Source organism: Citrobacter sp. RHBSTW-01013, from assembly GCF_013781985.1.
GTDB classification, from domain to species: domain Bacteria; phylum Pseudomonadota; class Gammaproteobacteria; order Enterobacterales; family Enterobacteriaceae; genus Citrobacter; species Citrobacter braakii.
Map to the genome: position 1 here is coordinate 643,948 of NZ_CP056185.1, position 14,901 is coordinate 658,848.

Sequence of the window (14,901 nt, forward strand, 5' to 3'; positions counted from 1 at the left end):
ACGAGATGGCCAAAGAAAGGGCTTTAACGCTTGAGGCGTTACGCGTCATGGACGCAATAGACCGGCGTGGCAGCTTTGCCGCCGCAGCGGACGAACTGGGGCGCGTTCCTTCCGCGCTCAGCTATACCATGCAGAAGCTGGAGGAAGAGCTGGACGTCGTGCTGTTCGACCGTTCAGGTCATCGCACAAAATTCACCAACGTCGGGCGTATGCTGCTGGAACGTGGGCGTGTACTGCTGGAAGCTGCGGATAAGCTGACCACCGATGCCGAAGCGCTGGCTCGCGGTTGGGAAACGCATCTGACCATCGTCACCGAAGCGCTGGTGCCGACGGCGGCGTTTTTCCCGCTGATCGACAGACTTGCCGGGAAGGCCAATACCCAGCTTTCCGTTATTACCGAGGTTCTGGCCGGGGCGTGGGAGCGTCTGGAGCAGGGGCGGGCGGATATCGTGATTGCGCCGGATATGCATTTTCGCTCATCTTCGGAAATCAACTCGCGCAAGCTGTACTCGCTGATGAACGTATATGTGGCGGCCCCGGATCATCCAATTCATCAGGAACCGGAACCGTTATCGGAAGTCACCCGCGTGAAGTACCGTGGAATCGCGGTGGCGGACACGGCCCGCGAACGTCCGGTGCTGACGGTTCAACTGCTGGATAAACAGCCGCGTCTGACGGTGAGTTCGATAGAAGATAAACGCCAGGCGCTGTTGGCCGGCCTTGGCGTGGCGACGATGCCATACCCGCTGGTGGAAGAGGACATTGCGGCGGGTCGGTTGCGTGTGGTTAGCCCGGAATCGACAAGCGAAATTGATATTATTATGGCCTGGCGTCGAGACAGCATGGGCGAAGCGAAATCCTGGTGTTTGCGGGAAATTCCCAAGCTGTTTGCGGGTAAATAGCAGGGCTGTTACGCCGGATGCGGTGCAAATGCACCTTATCCGGCCGACAAGATGGTGTATTACATCAGGACAGTTGTTTCGGGTCAGCGCCGAAGCGGTTGCTCCCCTGAGTCCCATTTTGACAGTTGAAAATGATGATTACCAACCAGCCTACGATCGGGATCAGCAGCACCAGTAGCCACCAGGCCGAGCGGTCAGTGTCATGTAAACGCCGGAACTGCACCGCCCACCACGGGATAAAAACCAGAACCCCATAAATCGTCGTTAATATGCCTTCCCCTCCGGCGCGTTCCCAGCCAAGCATTCTGTCCAGAATGCCCAGCACGAACGTAAAGATGATGTTGACCAGCACAAACATCCAGTATTCTTTACGACGCGCGCGGCCCCCAAAACCAAAGTAGTTCTTTAATACGTTTAAATACCAATCCATTTTTGCCTCGTTCTGTATTCAATTACTTGTTTTTAAAGCAATCAAATTAAGAATAGCCGTGAATGGAATACTGGTAAATATTTGCAGTATTAATTATTTGGCCCCCAAAGGGGACCCGTGTCATTCAGGCAAAACGGTCATCACGCCCGTGGGGTTCGTTGAGGTCCTGCCACGGTCCGACAGAAATAATGCCGGTCGGGTTAATGGTTTTGTGGCTACGGAAGTAGTGATTGCGGATGTGATCGAAATTAACGGTCTCCGCAATGCCTGGCATCTGGTAGATATCGCGCAGGAAACCGTACAGGTTCAGATAGTCGCTAATCCGGTGTTTGTCGCACTTGAAGTGCGTCACATACACAGGATCAAAGCGCACCAACGTGGTCCACAGGCGAATATCGGCCTCTGTTAACTGGTACCCGGTCAGGTAGCGATGTTGCCCAAGGATCTGCTCCAGTCGCGCCAGAGATTGAAAGACTTTTTCTACGGCGTCGTCGTAGGCTTCCTGACTGGTGGCAAATCCGGCTTTATACACGCCGTTATTGACGTTGTCATAAATCCAGCCGTTGAGCTCGTCGATTTTAGTTTGCAGAGCGGGTGGATAGTAATCCCCGGCTTTCGCGCCCAGCGCATCAAACGCAGTGTTAAACATACGGATGATATCTGCAGATTCGTTGCTGACAATGGTGTGGTTCTTTTTGTCCCACAGCACCGGAACGGTCACCCGACCGCTGTATTGCGGATCGGCGTGTAAATAGAGTTGATAAAGAAATTCGTGCTGATACAGGGTATCGCCGGTTGCCGCCGGGAAGTTATCGTCAAAGGTCCAGCCGTTTTCCAGCATCAGCGGATGCACAACGGAAACGGAAATAAACGGTTCCAGCCCTTTGAGTTTACGCAAGATCAGCGTGCGATGCGCCCACGGACAGGCCAGAGAAACGTAGAGATGATAGCGGTCTTTTTCGGCGGCGAAACCCCCTTCGCCCGTTGGACCCGGTGCGCCATCCGCGGTGAGCCAGTTACGGAAAGCTGATGCAGAGCGTTGAAATTTTCCCCCGGTTGATTTGGTGTCATACCAGGTGTCATGCCATACGCCGTCAATGAGTTGTCCCATGATTTTCGCCTCCTCAGATAGCAAAAGCGAGGAGATGTCTCCTCGCTTTTTGATGCGTTTAGTATAGCTCGCTTACCATTTTTTATTCAGTACACGGTCGATGCTGAATGCGCCCGGACCGGTGATAGCCAGCAGCAGGAAGCCGCCTGCGATGGTCAGGTTTTTCATAAACATCAGAGAGTTCACACCTTCCGCAAAATTGCTGTGGAAGAGGAACGCCGTCAGCAGCGTGAAGCCCGCGGTGAACAGCGCGGTAGTGCGGGTCAGGAAACCAAACAGGATGGCCAGACCGCCGCCAAACTCAAGCAGGATAACCAGCGGTAACATAAATCCTGGGACGCCCATGGCTTCCATGTACTGTTGGGTACCCGCATATCCGGTGATTTTTCCCCAACCTGCGGTAATAAACAGGATTGGCATCAGAATGCGCGCTACCAGTACACCAACATCTTCTAATTTCTTCATCATACTCTCCAGGAAACCACTCAGGCGGCTTATTGTGTTTTTTTGTGCAACGACGTCGCAGAGTGCGTCGTTGCTGTCGATGGAGAGAATCATAAACGCGGCTAATGACAATTGTTAGCAAGGAAAACTGTCAGAAATTTTCAAAAAATTTGAGGTTAGGGGGAGGAGAGGTGATCAGCCGCGCAGTTGCTGTTGTCTGATGGTTGATTTAACCAGACGCCAGATGCTCCACACGCTAAAGCCGCGTTTAGCCCAGCGTACCAGCAGATTCGGGTTACGGATGGTGCGAACCGCCATAATACTGCTTCCGACCAACACCCAGCCACGCAGGTTCAGCAGCGTCTTCCAGCCACGATCGTAGACTTCGGTGGCTTCCAGCCAGTCGCGGCGAGTGGCCGACAGATCCAGCCTTTGCTGCTGGATCTGTCCAAGCAGTTGCGCCTTACGCTGTTGACGTTCGACTTTACTGCTCATTATGCATCATCCTCCAGGGCCTGCCTGTCGTTAGCGAGTTCATTGCGCGTATGGCGTAGCAGCGTTGTTTTACGCGCTTTACTCAGCGTCCATAGCCCGCCGATAAGCGCTAAAAGCAACAGCACAACGGTGGTGGCAATCATGGCGTTCAGGCGATACTGCGGGTCTATGGCCCAGATGATAAGCACCATCAGGCTCATCAGACCAAACGCCGCGAACAACATGGTCAGCCCAAGCATCAGCAGGATCTGGATGAGATTGGCTTTTTCCTCTTCCAGCTCAACGACGGCCAGCCGCAGCCGCGTCTCTACGATCTCAACGAGAATCGTCAGGATCCGCTGTCCAATACCCAGTACGCCTTTGCCTGGACCTTGCGCGTGTTGAGAGTCTGCCATTATTAACGGCGCGACAGCAGTACACCAAGCACCACACCGACTGCAGCGCCAATGCCGACGCCTGTCCATGGGTTTTCGCGTACGTAGTTATCGGCTTTTGCCGCGGCCTCACGGGTCTGTTTGGCAATCACATCGCTGGTTTCGCTCAGACGATGGCGGCTCTCGCGTAACGCATGTTCGGCTTTACTGCGAATTTTACTCATCTCTTCCTTCGACTTATCGCCAGAGGAGCTAAGTACTTCTTCAAGCGTATCCGCAAGAGATTTCAGCTCAGCGCGCAGGTTTTCCGTAGCATTATCTTTCGACATAGTTTTCTCCAGTTGAGTGGCTAGTTACCGTACTTAGTAATCGCGTGTCTCGAGTTCTTTCAGCTCTTGCTGAGCTTCAGCAAGCTTATGTTCGCGCTTGGCTATCTTATCCGCATCGCCTTTTTGCTTCGCCTCGGCCAAATCACGTTGACGCTCGGCTATCTCATTTTTCTGCTCGGCGATTTTTTTCTGATGGTCGGCGCGCAGTTTGCTGTCAGTACAATTTGCCCGAACTTCGCTCAGCGCTTTGTTCAGACCATTGATGCGGTTTTGATTGTTGTGCTTTTCGGCATAGCTTATCTCCCGCTGAATATCCTGTTCTTTTTCCTGACAGAGGGTGGAGGCGTAACTGCCGGCACTGAGAGCGAAAAGACTAATTGCTAAAGCGATGCGGTATTTCATTCTTGAACCTTCCATTGTGATTCGACCTTGTGGCTTTGGCCGATGCTCCAGAATAATAAAGCAATGGGTCATAAACCCAGTTTATTAATCATAGGCGCTAAATGATGAAATCACCAAAGTGAGTGATCTAATTCAGATTCCTGGAGATTAACCAAAACGGTGCGGGGTATCACGTAAGCGGGATAACCACTGTACCGCCTGATTATCATCATCCTGCTGAGCAATAACGAAACCGTGCGGTAACGTTCGGTCCAGCACGACCTTTGCGGCTGCGCTTTGCGCGCTGGAATCAAAGGTGATCAGCAGCGCGTCATTTTGCGGAGTAATGCTTTTAAAGCGAATGCCGTTGGCGTCCAGGTGATGCCAGATAGAGAAGCCATCAGGCATGGTGGCTCCCTGGTTTACAGCACGGATGGCAAGCGTTGACTCCTGCTGGCGGATGACCGACCAGGTCAGGAGCAGCGCGCCGATAAACAGCATAAAAGTAGTCGTCCAGGCCAGTCGTCGGAGTGTTATGCATGATTTCAGCATAATTTACCCTCGGTTCCCGTATTTCTTTTTCCAAAGCACAACCAGGGAACCTGCCAGACCAAACACCAGTAACACCACGGGAAGCAGCATCAGACAAGACATCAGCTGATCTTCATATTTGAGAAACACTGGCGTTTTGCCCAGCAGATAGCCAAGCGTTGTGAGAATCAGAACCCAAAGCAGTCCGCTCATCCAGTTAAAGAACTGAAAGCGCGCATTGTTCAGACCGGACAATCCTGCGATGGTCGGCAGTAATGTTCTGACAAACGCGATAAAGCGACCGACCAGCAGGGCAGACAAGCCATGCTTATGGAACAGATGATGTGCGCGCTGATGGTAGTGCGCGGGTAGATGAGACAGCCAGTTTTGAACGGTGCGGGTATTTCCCAGCCATCTCCCCTGGATATAGCTGAGCCAGCAACCCAGGCTGGCCGCGGTGGTGAGCAGCAGTACCGTTTGCGGAAAACCCATCGCGCCTTTAGCGATAAGTACGCCGACCAGTACCAGTAGACTGTCGCCAGGTAAAAAGGCTGCTGGCAGCAGTCCATTTTCCAGAAACAAAATGGTAAACAGTACGAAATAGAGCATGCCAATCATGGAGGGATTGGCCAGCGTTTCAAAATCCTGAGCCCATAAAGCATTCAGTAATTGAGTCAGTAGTTCCATTCAATATTCCTGGAGAATCGGTTGTCGTCATGCCGGTATTCTGGAGTTTGTAACGCCGCAATTTTATTGGTGTTTTTTACATGGATCGCGGTCTGACACAAATTCACGGCCTGAACTATTCCCTGTAAAGTTGTGAAGTAAGCAAGCTCTCAAACACAAAAATTCAAATAACAACTAATTGTAACAAAGGTCAACGTAGTCCGTTATAGAAATTACGGGTGTTGCCCTGTGATTTTGCTTATCGCAATGGAGGGAGGCGAGAGGATTTACACAGGCTGACACTTTATACCTAATGCTTACCAAGCGTCAGAAACAGGCGCTTTGTCGCGCCTGCATCGTTAAGATTGTTTATTTTGCGCCGTTAGCTGCCGTATCGAGATGAATGACGGGATTATCGGTAAAAAGATAACGGTCTGCGTTGAATTCAAAATCATCGCTGGTTTCGTTAAACAGCATCTGCTTTGTGTTCTCAAGATGCTGCCACATCGCCAGTTTGGCGGCGTGTGGATCTTTGCGAATCAGCGCCCGCAGGATCTGGTCATGGTCGTCGCACCAGTTATCTATCGTGCGCAGGTCGATGTGGTCGTGCAGCTTCTTCCAGTAGGGGTTGTGAATACGCTGAGTCCACATTTTTTCAACAATCGCGGCCAGGGCAGAGTTCTGTGTTGCCAGCGCGACCTGCACATGGAACAGGAGATCCCACTCGGAGTCACGAAAGCTTTTTTCGTTACGCGACTTCTCCTGAATTTCCATCAGTTTCATGATGTCCTGTTTGGTCACCTGGGTGGCGGCAAACTCGGCAATGTTGCTTTCTATGAGCTGGCGAGCCTGGAGCAGCTCAAACGGACCGTAGCTGGCGAACTCCAGACTTTCATCTGGCGCGACATAGTGTTTGGGTTGGTTTGAAATGACGTGGATCCCCGATCCTTTACGCACTTCAACATAGCCCTCAACCTCGAGCATGATAATCGCTTCACGAACCACGGTGCGGCTGACATTTTTTTCATCGGCGATAAAGCGCTCGGCGGGGAGTTTGTCACCCACCAGGTAGACACCCTGCTCAATGCGTTCTTTCAGATCAGCGGCAAGTTGTTGGTACAAACGTCGTGGTTCGGTGATTTCCATATGCGCTCCAGGCATGATACGGCAGACTCTATTTGTTATACCACTTTTGCGATTCCGGCTCCACTCGCGGCGATAAAAAAGCCGCCAGATGACTGGCGGCTTAGCATTACATAACCTTGTTAAATCGTGTCTGGTTAACTTTGCGCAGCGGGATCGCCAGTTTGCGAAGCTGACTCTACCTCGCTGGCCGATTTGTTCTGCAATACCGTCCAGATGACTAACGCGCCGAGCAGGTCGAATACCGCCAGTACGGCGAACAGCGGGCTGAAGCCGATGGTGTCAGCCAGCGCGCCAACGACCAGCGCAAACAGCGTACTTGCAAGCCATGCGGACATACCGGTCAGACCGTTCGCGGTTGCCACTTCATTACGACCAAATACGTCAGAAGAGAGCGTGATCAGCGCACCGGACAGCGCCTGGTGAGCAAAGCCGCCGACGCACAGCAGGGCGATAGCAATGTACGGGCTGGTGAACAGACCGATCATCCCTGGGCCAATCATCAGCAATGCGCCCATGGTGACGACCATTTTACGGGAAACGATCAGGTTAACGCCGAACCAGCGCTGGAACAGCGGCGGTAAGTAACCCCCTACGATACAACCCAGGTCAGCAAACAGCATCGGCATCCAGGCAAACATCGCAATCTCTTTCAGGTTAAAGCCGTAGACTTTAAACATGAACAGCGGGATCCAGGCGTTGAAGGTACCCCAGGCCGGCTCTGCCAGGAAACGCGGCAGCGCGATGCCCCAGAACTGGCGGTTACGCAGGATCTGACCGAGAGACATTTTCTTGGCGGTGCTGTTTTTATGCTGTGATTCCTGACCATTCAGAATGTAATCACGTTCTTCATCAGACAGTTTTTTCTGGTCGCGTGGGTGTTTGTAAAATACCAACCAGCACATGGCCCAGATAAAGCTCAGGGCACCGGAAATAATGAATGCCATCTGCCAGCTGTGCATGACGATAGCCCAGACGACCAGCGGCGGAGCAATCATCGCGCCGATAGAGGAACCGACGTTAAAGTAACCCACGGCGATTGAACGTTCTTTTGCCGGGAACCATTCAGAACTGGCTTTCAGACCCGCAGGGATCATCGCAGCTTCAGCGGCACCGACTGCGCCTCGCGCCAGCGCCAGTCCACCCCAGCTGCCAGCCAGTGCGGTCGCGCCACAGAAGACGGCCCACAGAACGGCGAACATCGCGTAACCAATTTTTGTGCCGAGCACATCGAGCACGTAGCCGGCAACAGGTTGCATTACGGTGTAAGCAGCAGAATACGCTGCGATGATATAGGAATACTGTTGGGTGGAGATGTGTAACTCTTCCATCAGAGTTGGCGCAGCTGCCGCCACAGTGTTACGTGTCAGGTAACCTAGCACGGTGCCAAGCGTCACCAGTGCGATCATGTACCAACGTAACCCTTTAATTTTACGCATGTAAAACCTCATCGTTTTGTTATGTCCGCGAACGAGCGGTCATCTTCCAGTTCAGGGAGGAGGATGTTCTTTTACGAGGGGGTAACCGAAAAAAAAGCCGGTACTCCCCGAACTCTGCCATGTCAATATTTGTGCTAATTCGGTTTCCGTACCGGTTAATCCGATGGTGATACATCGGTAATTTGCATTCCGTCGGCTTATGTATCGCGACGGCAAAAAGATAACTTGTCATACATCTTTAAAAGGTGAGTGCCATCACAAAAGTGTGAATCTTCGTGTGGTCATTATTTCGATTCAGCAAAGCCAGTGCTGGTGCGGCTTGGCGCGAGGTTTACCTCTTTGAGAGTAATTTTTTTGTCGCCATTTGTTGATCTAACTCACGAAAATATCTTCAGTGTATGGAAATTGGTGTGATAACTTTGTCAACATCAAAACATAAGCAATCTGACGCACTCGCTGAGAGGAAGACGATAATGACCCCGTTTATGACTGAAGATTTCCTGTTGGACACCGAATTTGCCCGCCGTCTGTATCATGATTACGCCAAAGACCAGCCAATCTTCGACTACCACTGCCATTTGCCACCGCAACAAATCGCGGAAAACTACCGTTTTAATAACCTGTATGACATCTGGCTGAAGGGTGACCACTACAAGTGGCGTGCGATGCGTACTAACGGCGTCGCTGAGCGCCTGTGTACCGGCGATGCGTCCGATCGCGAGAAGTTTGACGCCTGGGCCGCCACGGTTCCGCACACAATCGGTAACCCGCTGTACCATTGGACCCACCTCGAATTACGTCGCCCGTTTGGTATTACAGGTAAGCTGCTGTCTCCGGCAACGGCTGACGAAATCTGGAACCAGTGCAATGAACTGCTGGCGCAGGACAAATTCTCCGCGCGCGGCATCATGCAGCAGATGAATGTGAAAATGGTCGGTACTACCGATGACCCAATCGACTCTCTTGAGCATCACGCGGCCGTTGCTAAAGACGCAAGCTTTGATGTGAAAGTGCTGCCGAGCTGGCGTCCGGATAAAGCCTTTAACATTGAGCAGGCGACCTTTAATGACTATATGGCGAAGCTCGGTGAGGTGTCTGACACGGATATCCGCCGCTTCAGCGACCTGCAAGCTGCGCTGACCAAACGTCTGGATCACTTTGCGGCTCACGGCTGTAAAGTCTCTGACCACGCGCTGGACGTGGTGCTGTTTGCTGAATCTAACGAATCTGAACTGGATAGCATTCTGGCACGCCGCCTGGCGGGTGAAACGCTGAGCGAGCATGAAGTTGCCCAGTTTAAAACCGCGGTGCTGGTGTTCCTCGGTGCGGAATACGCGCGTCGTGAATGGGTACAGCAGTACCATATCGGCGCGCTGCGTAATAACAACCTGCGTCAGTTCAAACTGTTGGGTGCGGATGTCGGCTTCGACTCCATCAACGATCGCCCGATGGCCGAAGAGCTGTCCAAACTGCTGAGCAAGCAGAACGAACAGAACCTGCTGCCGAAAACCATTCTCTACTGCCTGAACCCGCGCGATAACGAAGTGCTGGGCACCATGATCGGCAACTTCCAGGGCGAAGGTATGCCGGGCAAGATGCAGTTCGGTTCCGGCTGGTGGTTCAACGATCAGAAAGACGGTATGGAACGTCAGATGACGCAACTGGCCCAGCTCGGTCTGCTGAGCCGTTTCGTCGGCATGCTGACCGATAGCCGTAGCTTCCTGTCATACACGCGCCATGAATACTTCCGTCGCATCCTGTGCCAGATGATTGGCCGTTGGGTTGCTGCAGGTGAAGCGCCGGCAGATATCCAGCTGTTGGGGGAAATGGTCAGAAATATTTGCTTCAACAATGCGCGTGATTATTTCGCCATTGAACTGAACTAAGGCCTGGGTGAAGGTATGCAATACATCAAGATCCATACGCTGGATAACGTCGCGGTAGCGCTCGCTGATTTGGCTGAAGGAACCGAAGTCACCGTTGATGGGCAAGCGGTAATCCTGCGCCAAGCGGTTTCTCGTGGCCATAAATTCGCTTTATGCGATATTGCGCAAGGCGAAAACGTCATTAAATACGGTTTGCCAATCGGTCATACGTTGGTGGACGTGGCGGCGGGTGAGCATATTCATGCTCACAACACGCGCACGAATCTGAGCGACCTGGACACGTATAGCTACCACCCTGATTTTCAGGCAGAGCTTGTTCAACCCGCCGATCGCGATGTCCAGATCTACCGTCGTGCCAACGGCGAGGTCGGCGTGCGCAACGAACTGTGGATCCTGCCGACGGTCGGCTGCGTCAACGCCATGGCGCGTCAGATGCAGACCCGCTTTCTGAAAGAGACCAACGACGCCGAGGGTATCGACGGCGTGCATCTTTTCAGTCACACCTACGGCTGTTCACAGTTGGGTGACGACCACATCAACACCCGTACCATGCTGCAAAATATGGTGCGCCACCCGAATGCGGGAGCGGTGCTGGTGGTCGGCCTGGGCTGTGAAAACAACCAGGTTGATGCCTTCCGCGAAACTTTAGGCGAGTACGATCCTGAGCGTGTTCACTTTATGGTCTGCCAACATCAGGAAGACGAAGTGGAAGCGGGGATTGAACATCTCCATCAGTTGTACAACGTGATGCGTAACGATAAGCGTGAGCCGGGTAAGCTGGGCGAGCTGAAGTTTGGTCTGGAATGCGGCGGCTCTGACGGCCTGTCCGGTATTACCGCCAACCCAATGCTGGGGCGTTTTTCCGACTACGTGATTGCCAACGGCGGCACCACCGTGCTGACTGAAGTACCGGAAATGTTCGGTGCCGAGCAGCTGCTGATGGACCACTGCCGTGACGAAGAAACCTTTGGCAAGCTGGTGACCATGGTCAATGACTTTAAGCAGTACTTCATTGCTCACGACCAGCCGATTTACGAGAATCCATCGCCGGGCAACAAAGCGGGCGGGATCACCACGCTGGAAGATAAATCTCTGGGCTGCACGCAAAAAGCGGGCTCCAGCCAGGTGGTGGACGTACTGCGCTACGGCGAACGCCTGAAGACACACGGCCTGAACTTACTGAGCGCGCCGGGTAACGATGCGGTTGCTACCAGTGCCCTCGCGGGCGCGGGCTGTCATATGGTGCTGTTCAGCACCGGCCGCGGTACGCCGTACGGCGGTTTTGTGCCGACGGTGAAAATTGCGACCAACAGCGAGCTGGCGGCCAAGAAAAAACACTGGATCGATTTTGACGCCGGACAGCTGATCCACGGTAAAGCGATGCCTCAGCTGCTGAGCGAGTTTGTCGATACGATCGTTGAGTTCGCCAATGGCAAGCAAACCTGCAACGAGCGCAACGATTTCCGGGAACTGGCTATTTTCAAAAGCGGCGTAACATTGTAATTACCCTTCATCTTTCGCGTGACAGCCGCGTTGGCTGCGTCCATTCACCCCGGTCACTTACTCCAGTAAGCTCCCGGGGATGTCTGAACTTACCGCCTTGCGGTAGCACGAAATCTTTTGGGTAATCGAAATGGAGTGGATTTTAAAAACGGCGTTTCATAATATGGAGCGCCGTTTGTTTTTGCGTTTCCTCACAAGGATCTCCCATGACCGCGTATTGGCTGGCCCAGGGCGTAGGTGTCATCGCCTTTTTGATCGGCATTACCACCTTTTTCAATCGAGATGAGCGCCGTTTCCGGCTGCAACTTGCCGTCTACAGCGCCACCATTGGCGTGCATTTTTTTCTGATGGGCGCCTGGCCTGCGGGAATGAGTGCAGAGCTAAACACCATCCGCACACTCGTCTCGATGCATACCCGCAAACTATGGGTAATGACCGTTTTTATTATCCTCACCCTGGTTCTCGGGCTGGCGAAATTACAGCATGCGATGGAGCTGTTGCCGATTATTGGCACGCTGGCCAGCACCTGGGCGCTGTTTCGCTGCCAGGGGCTGACCGTGCGCTGCGTAATGTGGTGCGCAACCGCCTGTTGGGTTATCCATAATTTCTGGTTGGGATCGATTGGTGGGACGATGATCGAAGGTAGTTTTCTGGTGATGAACGGCCTGAACATTATTCGCTTCCGGCGGATGCAAAAACGCGGAATTGATCCATTCAAAATTGAAAAAAGCGTACAAGAAGAGAACCCCTCCGTCCGGTGACGGAGGGGAAGAGATTAGCCGCGCAGGGCGTTATTTGCCAGACGTTCGTCTTCAGCCTGGCAGGCCGCAGCGGTAAACAGGACGTCTGTAGAAGAGTTCAGCGCCGTTTCACAGGAATCCTGCAATACGCCGATGATAAAGCCAACGGCAACGACCTGCATGGCGATGTCATTCGGGATACCGAACATATTACATGCCAGTGGGATCAGCAGCAGAGACCCCCCCGCCACGCCCGATGCGCCGCAGGCGCACAGCGAAGCCACCACGCTCAGTAACAGCGCCGTCGGTAAATCGACCGGAATACCCAACGTATTTACCGCCGCCAGCGTCAACACGGTAATGGTGATCGCCGCGCCAGCCATGTTGATGGTGGCTCCCAGCGGGATAGACACCGAATAGGTATCACGATCCAGGTTCAGCTTCTCACACAGCGCCATATTCACCGGAATGTTTGCCGCGGAGCTGCGGGTAAAGAAGGCGTACACGCCGCTTTCACGCAGACAGGCCAGCACTAACGGATATGGGTTGCGGCGAATTTTCCAGAATACCAGCAGCGGGTTGACCACCAACGCTACCAGCAGCATACAGCCTACCAGCACGGTCAGCAGATGTGCGTAGCCCCAAAGCGTGGCGAAACCGGTGGTTGCCAGCGTGGAGGAGACCAGGCCGAAGATACCGATCGGCGCGAAACGAATCACCAGCTTCACCATAAAGGTAACAGCGTTGGACATATCGTTGACCAGATTTTTGGTCGTTTCATTACCGTGACGCAGCGCAAAGCCCAGACCGACGGCCCAAACCAGGATGCCGATGTAGTTGGCGTTAAGCAGTGCATCAATTGGGTTAGAAACCATGCTCATTAGCAGGCCACGCATCACTTCAATAATGCCGGACGGCGGTACGATATCGCTGGCGCTGCTGGAAAGATGCAGTGTCGATGGGAAGGCGAAGCTGAAGACAACGGCCGCTAACGCTGCGGAAAATGTTCCGAGCAGGTAGAGAAACAGGATTGGGCGGATATTGGTTTTTTGCCCGTGCTGGTGGTTGGCGATAGAAGCCATTACCAGCATCAGAACCAGAATTGGTGCGACGGCTTTTAACGCGCCGACGAACAGAGTACCCAGTAAACCAACGGCTTCTGCCGCAGGTTTTGACACCAGTGCCAGTAAAATCCCCAGAACCAAACCGATCAAAATTTGTTTAACCAGGCTCCCTTGCGCCAAGCGCGAGAATAGCCCCGATGAACGTTGCGTAGTCATGTAGTAATCCTTTCATTGTGTTGTTGCCCTGCCTTTGTGCGTTCTGTAGACGCATCTTTCAGGATGAGGCAAATGTTTGCATGGCTGAGTATAAGGAAAGAACAGGGTTCTGGAAGCGAAATATCCTGGATTTCGCGTTGAGATCATATTTTATAACTTTGAGTTAACATTATTTTGACATGATAAACAAAAAGCCCGACGCACGCAGTGTGCTGTCGGGCTTTTCAGCTAGCAGATGAAACTTACTGTATTTGTTGCTTTTTATCGTGCTGGTGGTTGACCCAGGCGTTCACAATCAGCGTCACAAACAGAATGCCAAATACCACGCCTAACGAGATAGCGATCGGGATATGGTAGAAATCGACGATCAGCATCTTAATACCGATAAACACCAGAATGACCGACAAACCGTACTTCAGCATGGAGAAACGCTCCGCCACGCCCGCCAGCAGGAAGTACATTGCGCGCAGACCCAAAATAGCAAACAGGTTTGAGGTCAGCACGATGAACGGGTCGGTAGTGACGGCAAAGATAGCCGGAATACTGTCGACGGCGAAAATGACGTCGCTCAGCTCAACCAGAATCAACACCAGCATCAGCGGCGTAACAAACAGCAGGCCGTTTTTACGCACGAAGAATTTTTCATCTTCGATGGTATCGGTCATGCGCAAATGACCGCGCAGCCAGCGTACTAACGGTCTGTCGCCAATACCGGAAGCATCTTCTTTCGCCAGCGCCATCTTCACGCCGGTAAACAGCAGGAATGCACCGAACACGTACAACAGCCACTCAAATTGGGTGATAAGCCAACTGCCGGCGAAGATCATGATCGTACGCAGAACAATGGCTCCCAGCACGCCATACACCAGTACCCGACGCTGCAACGCAGGCGGTACGGAGAAGTAGCTGAACAGCATCAACCAGACAAAGACGTTATCTACTGCCAGCGATTTTTCGATCAAATAGCCGGTAAGGAACGCCAGCGCCTGTGGGTCGGCAACGGCGCGGCCCTGGGTTTGTGCCAGGTACCACCAGAAGACGGCGTTAAACAGTAACGACAGCGTTACCCAAACGATTGACCAGGCCGCAGCCTGCTTCATCGACATCGTATGCGCGCCACGACGACCCTGCAACAGCAGGTCGATGGCCAGCATAATTACCACCACGACAGCGAAGCCACCCCATAACAACGGTGTGCCGACAGTATTCATTGTATTTCCCCATGCATAAAAAAAACGGCCAACGCC

The 14,901-nt window shown here is 52.9% G+C and carries 17 protein-coding genes; 4 read left to right on the top strand and 13 right to left on the bottom strand.

Annotated elements, in window-relative coordinates:
* Positions 1 to 5 precede the first annotated feature (5 nt).
* Positions 6 to 902, top strand: a complete 897-nt coding sequence (yhaJ, locus tag HV350_RS03215) for a DNA-binding transcriptional regulator YhaJ (RefSeq protein WP_016154624.1) — start codon at positions 6 to 8, stop codon at positions 900 to 902.
* A 64-nt stretch (positions 903 to 966) separates the two neighbouring features.
* Here yhaJ and HV350_RS03220 read toward each other — a convergent pair whose 3' ends face one another.
* The 11 genes from HV350_RS03220 to HV350_RS03270 form a co-directional block, all read right to left on the bottom strand.
* The gene (locus HV350_RS03220) at positions 967 to 1,332 is read right to left on the bottom strand and encodes a DUF805 domain-containing protein (RefSeq protein WP_016154623.1); all 366 of its coding nucleotides are present in this window, start codon (positions 1,330 to 1,332) and stop codon (positions 967 to 969) included.
* A gap of 124 nt (positions 1,333 to 1,456) precedes the next feature.
* Positions 1,457 to 2,443 carry a glutathionyl-hydroquinone reductase YqjG gene (gene yqjG / locus HV350_RS03225; protein ID WP_181629772.1) on the bottom strand — a complete coding sequence of 329 codons (987 nt, stop codon included), beginning with the start codon at positions 2,441 to 2,443 and terminating at the stop codon, positions 1,457 to 1,459.
* A 72-nt stretch (positions 2,444 to 2,515) separates the two neighbouring features.
* Entirely contained in the window at positions 2,516 to 2,908 is a 393-nt protein-coding gene (locus HV350_RS03230; RefSeq protein ID WP_003024847.1) for a DoxX family protein, read from the bottom strand.
* Positions 2,909 to 3,082: 174 nt separating this feature from the next.
* Positions 3,083 to 3,382 (bottom strand): YqjK-like family protein, encoded by a 300-nt coding sequence (locus tag HV350_RS03235; RefSeq protein WP_003024845.1) that lies wholly within the window; start codon positions 3,380 to 3,382, stop codon positions 3,083 to 3,085.
* On the bottom strand, positions 3,382 to 3,777 hold the full coding sequence (locus HV350_RS03240; RefSeq protein WP_016157537.1) for a phage holin family protein: 396 nt from the start codon (positions 3,775 to 3,777) through the stop codon (positions 3,382 to 3,384). Before HV350_RS03240 ends, HV350_RS03235 begins: the two co-directional genes overlap by 1 nt.
* 2 nt (positions 3,778 to 3,779) lie before the next feature.
* The gene (locus tag HV350_RS03245; RefSeq protein ID WP_003024832.1) at positions 3,780 to 4,085 is read right to left on the bottom strand and encodes a YqjD family protein; all 306 of its coding nucleotides are present in this window, start codon (positions 4,083 to 4,085) and stop codon (positions 3,780 to 3,782) included.
* Between the two features lie 33 nt (positions 4,086 to 4,118).
* Entirely contained in the window at positions 4,119 to 4,487 is a 369-nt protein-coding gene (locus tag HV350_RS03250; RefSeq protein WP_016154619.1) for a DUF1090 domain-containing protein, read from the bottom strand.
* Positions 4,488 to 4,634: 147 nt separating this feature from the next.
* The gene (mzrA, locus tag HV350_RS03255; protein ID WP_029139667.1) at positions 4,635 to 5,003 is read right to left on the bottom strand and encodes an EnvZ/OmpR regulon moderator MzrA; all 369 of its coding nucleotides are present in this window, start codon (positions 5,001 to 5,003) and stop codon (positions 4,635 to 4,637) included.
* Positions 5,004 to 5,021: 18 nt separating this feature from the next.
* On the bottom strand, positions 5,022 to 5,684 hold the full coding sequence (yqjA, locus tag HV350_RS03260) for a DedA family general envelope maintenance protein YqjA (protein WP_003024820.1): 663 nt from the start codon (positions 5,682 to 5,684) through the stop codon (positions 5,022 to 5,024).
* A gap of 348 nt (positions 5,685 to 6,032) precedes the next feature.
* On the bottom strand, positions 6,033 to 6,809 hold the full coding sequence (gene exuR / locus HV350_RS03265; protein ID WP_047499647.1) for a transcriptional regulator ExuR: 777 nt from the start codon (positions 6,807 to 6,809) through the stop codon (positions 6,033 to 6,035).
* A gap of 134 nt (positions 6,810 to 6,943) precedes the next feature.
* Positions 6,944 to 8,245 carry an MFS transporter gene (locus HV350_RS03270; RefSeq protein ID WP_016154616.1) on the bottom strand — a complete coding sequence of 434 codons (1,302 nt, stop codon included), beginning with the start codon at positions 8,243 to 8,245 and terminating at the stop codon, positions 6,944 to 6,946.
* Positions 8,246 to 8,718: 473 nt separating this feature from the next.
* Between HV350_RS03270 and uxaC the strand changes: the two genes are divergently transcribed.
* From uxaC to HV350_RS03285, 3 genes are all read left to right on the top strand, one after another.
* On the top strand, positions 8,719 to 10,131 hold the full coding sequence (uxaC, locus tag HV350_RS03275) for a glucuronate isomerase (RefSeq protein WP_016157535.1): 1,413 nt from the start codon (positions 8,719 to 8,721) through the stop codon (positions 10,129 to 10,131).
* 15 nt (positions 10,132 to 10,146) lie between these two features.
* A complete protein-coding gene (locus HV350_RS03280) occupies positions 10,147 to 11,634 on the top strand; it encodes an altronate dehydratase family protein (protein WP_016154614.1) in 1,488 nt (495 codons plus the stop codon).
* Positions 11,635 to 11,840: 206 nt separating this feature from the next.
* Positions 11,841 to 12,395 carry a YgjV family protein gene (locus HV350_RS03285; RefSeq protein WP_016154613.1) on the top strand — a complete coding sequence of 185 codons (555 nt, stop codon included), beginning with the start codon at positions 11,841 to 11,843 and terminating at the stop codon, positions 12,393 to 12,395.
* Positions 12,396 to 12,409: 14 nt separating this feature from the next.
* On the opposite strand, the gene sstT is transcribed toward HV350_RS03285, so the two are convergent.
* Entirely contained in the window at positions 12,410 to 13,654 is a 1,245-nt protein-coding gene (gene sstT / locus HV350_RS03290; protein ID WP_016154612.1) for a serine/threonine transporter SstT, read from the bottom strand.
* Positions 13,655 to 13,896: 242 nt separating this feature from the next.
* Positions 13,897 to 14,865, bottom strand: coding sequence for a TerC family protein (locus tag HV350_RS03295; protein WP_016154611.1), 969 nt, complete (start codon positions 14,863 to 14,865; stop codon positions 13,897 to 13,899).
* Between the last annotated feature and the right edge of the window lie 36 nt (positions 14,866 to 14,901).

Coding starts and splice junctions, on each gene's coding strand:
- HV350_RS03235 (WP_003024845.1), bottom strand. CDS start 3,382: ATGAGCAGTAAAGTCGAACGTCAACAGCGTAAGGCGCAACTGCTTGGA.
- HV350_RS03230 (WP_003024847.1), bottom strand. CDS start 2,908: ATGAAGAAATTAGAAGATGTTGGTGTACTGGTAGCGCGCATTCTGATG.
- yqjA (WP_003024820.1), bottom strand. CDS start 5,684: ATGGAACTACTGACTCAATTACTGAATGCTTTATGGGCTCAGGATTTT.
- uxaC (WP_016157535.1), top strand. CDS start 8,719: ATGACCCCGTTTATGACTGAAGATTTCCTGTTGGACACCGAATTTGCC.
- HV350_RS03240 (WP_016157537.1), bottom strand. CDS start 3,777: ATGGCAGACTCTCAACACGCGCAAGGTCCAGGCAAAGGCGTACTGGGT.
- sstT (WP_016154612.1), bottom strand. CDS start 13,654: ATGACTACGCAACGTTCATCGGGGCTATTCTCGCGCTTGGCGCAAGGG.
- HV350_RS03285 (WP_016154613.1), top strand. CDS start 11,841: ATGACCGCGTATTGGCTGGCCCAGGGCGTAGGTGTCATCGCCTTTTTG.
- HV350_RS03295 (WP_016154611.1), bottom strand. CDS start 14,865: ATGAATACTGTCGGCACACCGTTGTTATGGGGTGGCTTCGCTGTCGTG.
- HV350_RS03250 (WP_016154619.1), bottom strand. CDS start 4,487: ATGAAATACCGCATCGCTTTAGCAATTAGTCTTTTCGCTCTCAGTGCC.
- HV350_RS03245 (WP_003024832.1), bottom strand. CDS start 4,085: ATGTCGAAAGATAATGCTACGGAAAACCTGCGCGCTGAGCTGAAATCT.
- yhaJ (WP_016154624.1), top strand. CDS start 6: ATGGCCAAAGAAAGGGCTTTAACGCTTGAGGCGTTACGCGTCATGGAC.
- HV350_RS03220 (WP_016154623.1), bottom strand. CDS start 1,332: ATGGATTGGTATTTAAACGTATTAAAGAACTACTTTGGTTTTGGGGGC.
- HV350_RS03280 (WP_016154614.1), top strand. CDS start 10,147: ATGCAATACATCAAGATCCATACGCTGGATAACGTCGCGGTAGCGCTC.
- HV350_RS03270 (WP_016154616.1), bottom strand. CDS start 8,245: ATGCGTAAAATTAAAGGGTTACGTTGGTACATGATCGCACTGGTGACG.
- yqjG (WP_181629772.1), bottom strand. CDS start 2,443: ATGGGACAACTCATTGACGGCGTATGGCATGACACCTGGTATGACACC.
- exuR (WP_047499647.1), bottom strand. CDS start 6,809: ATGGAAATCACCGAACCACGACGTTTGTACCAACAACTTGCCGCTGAT.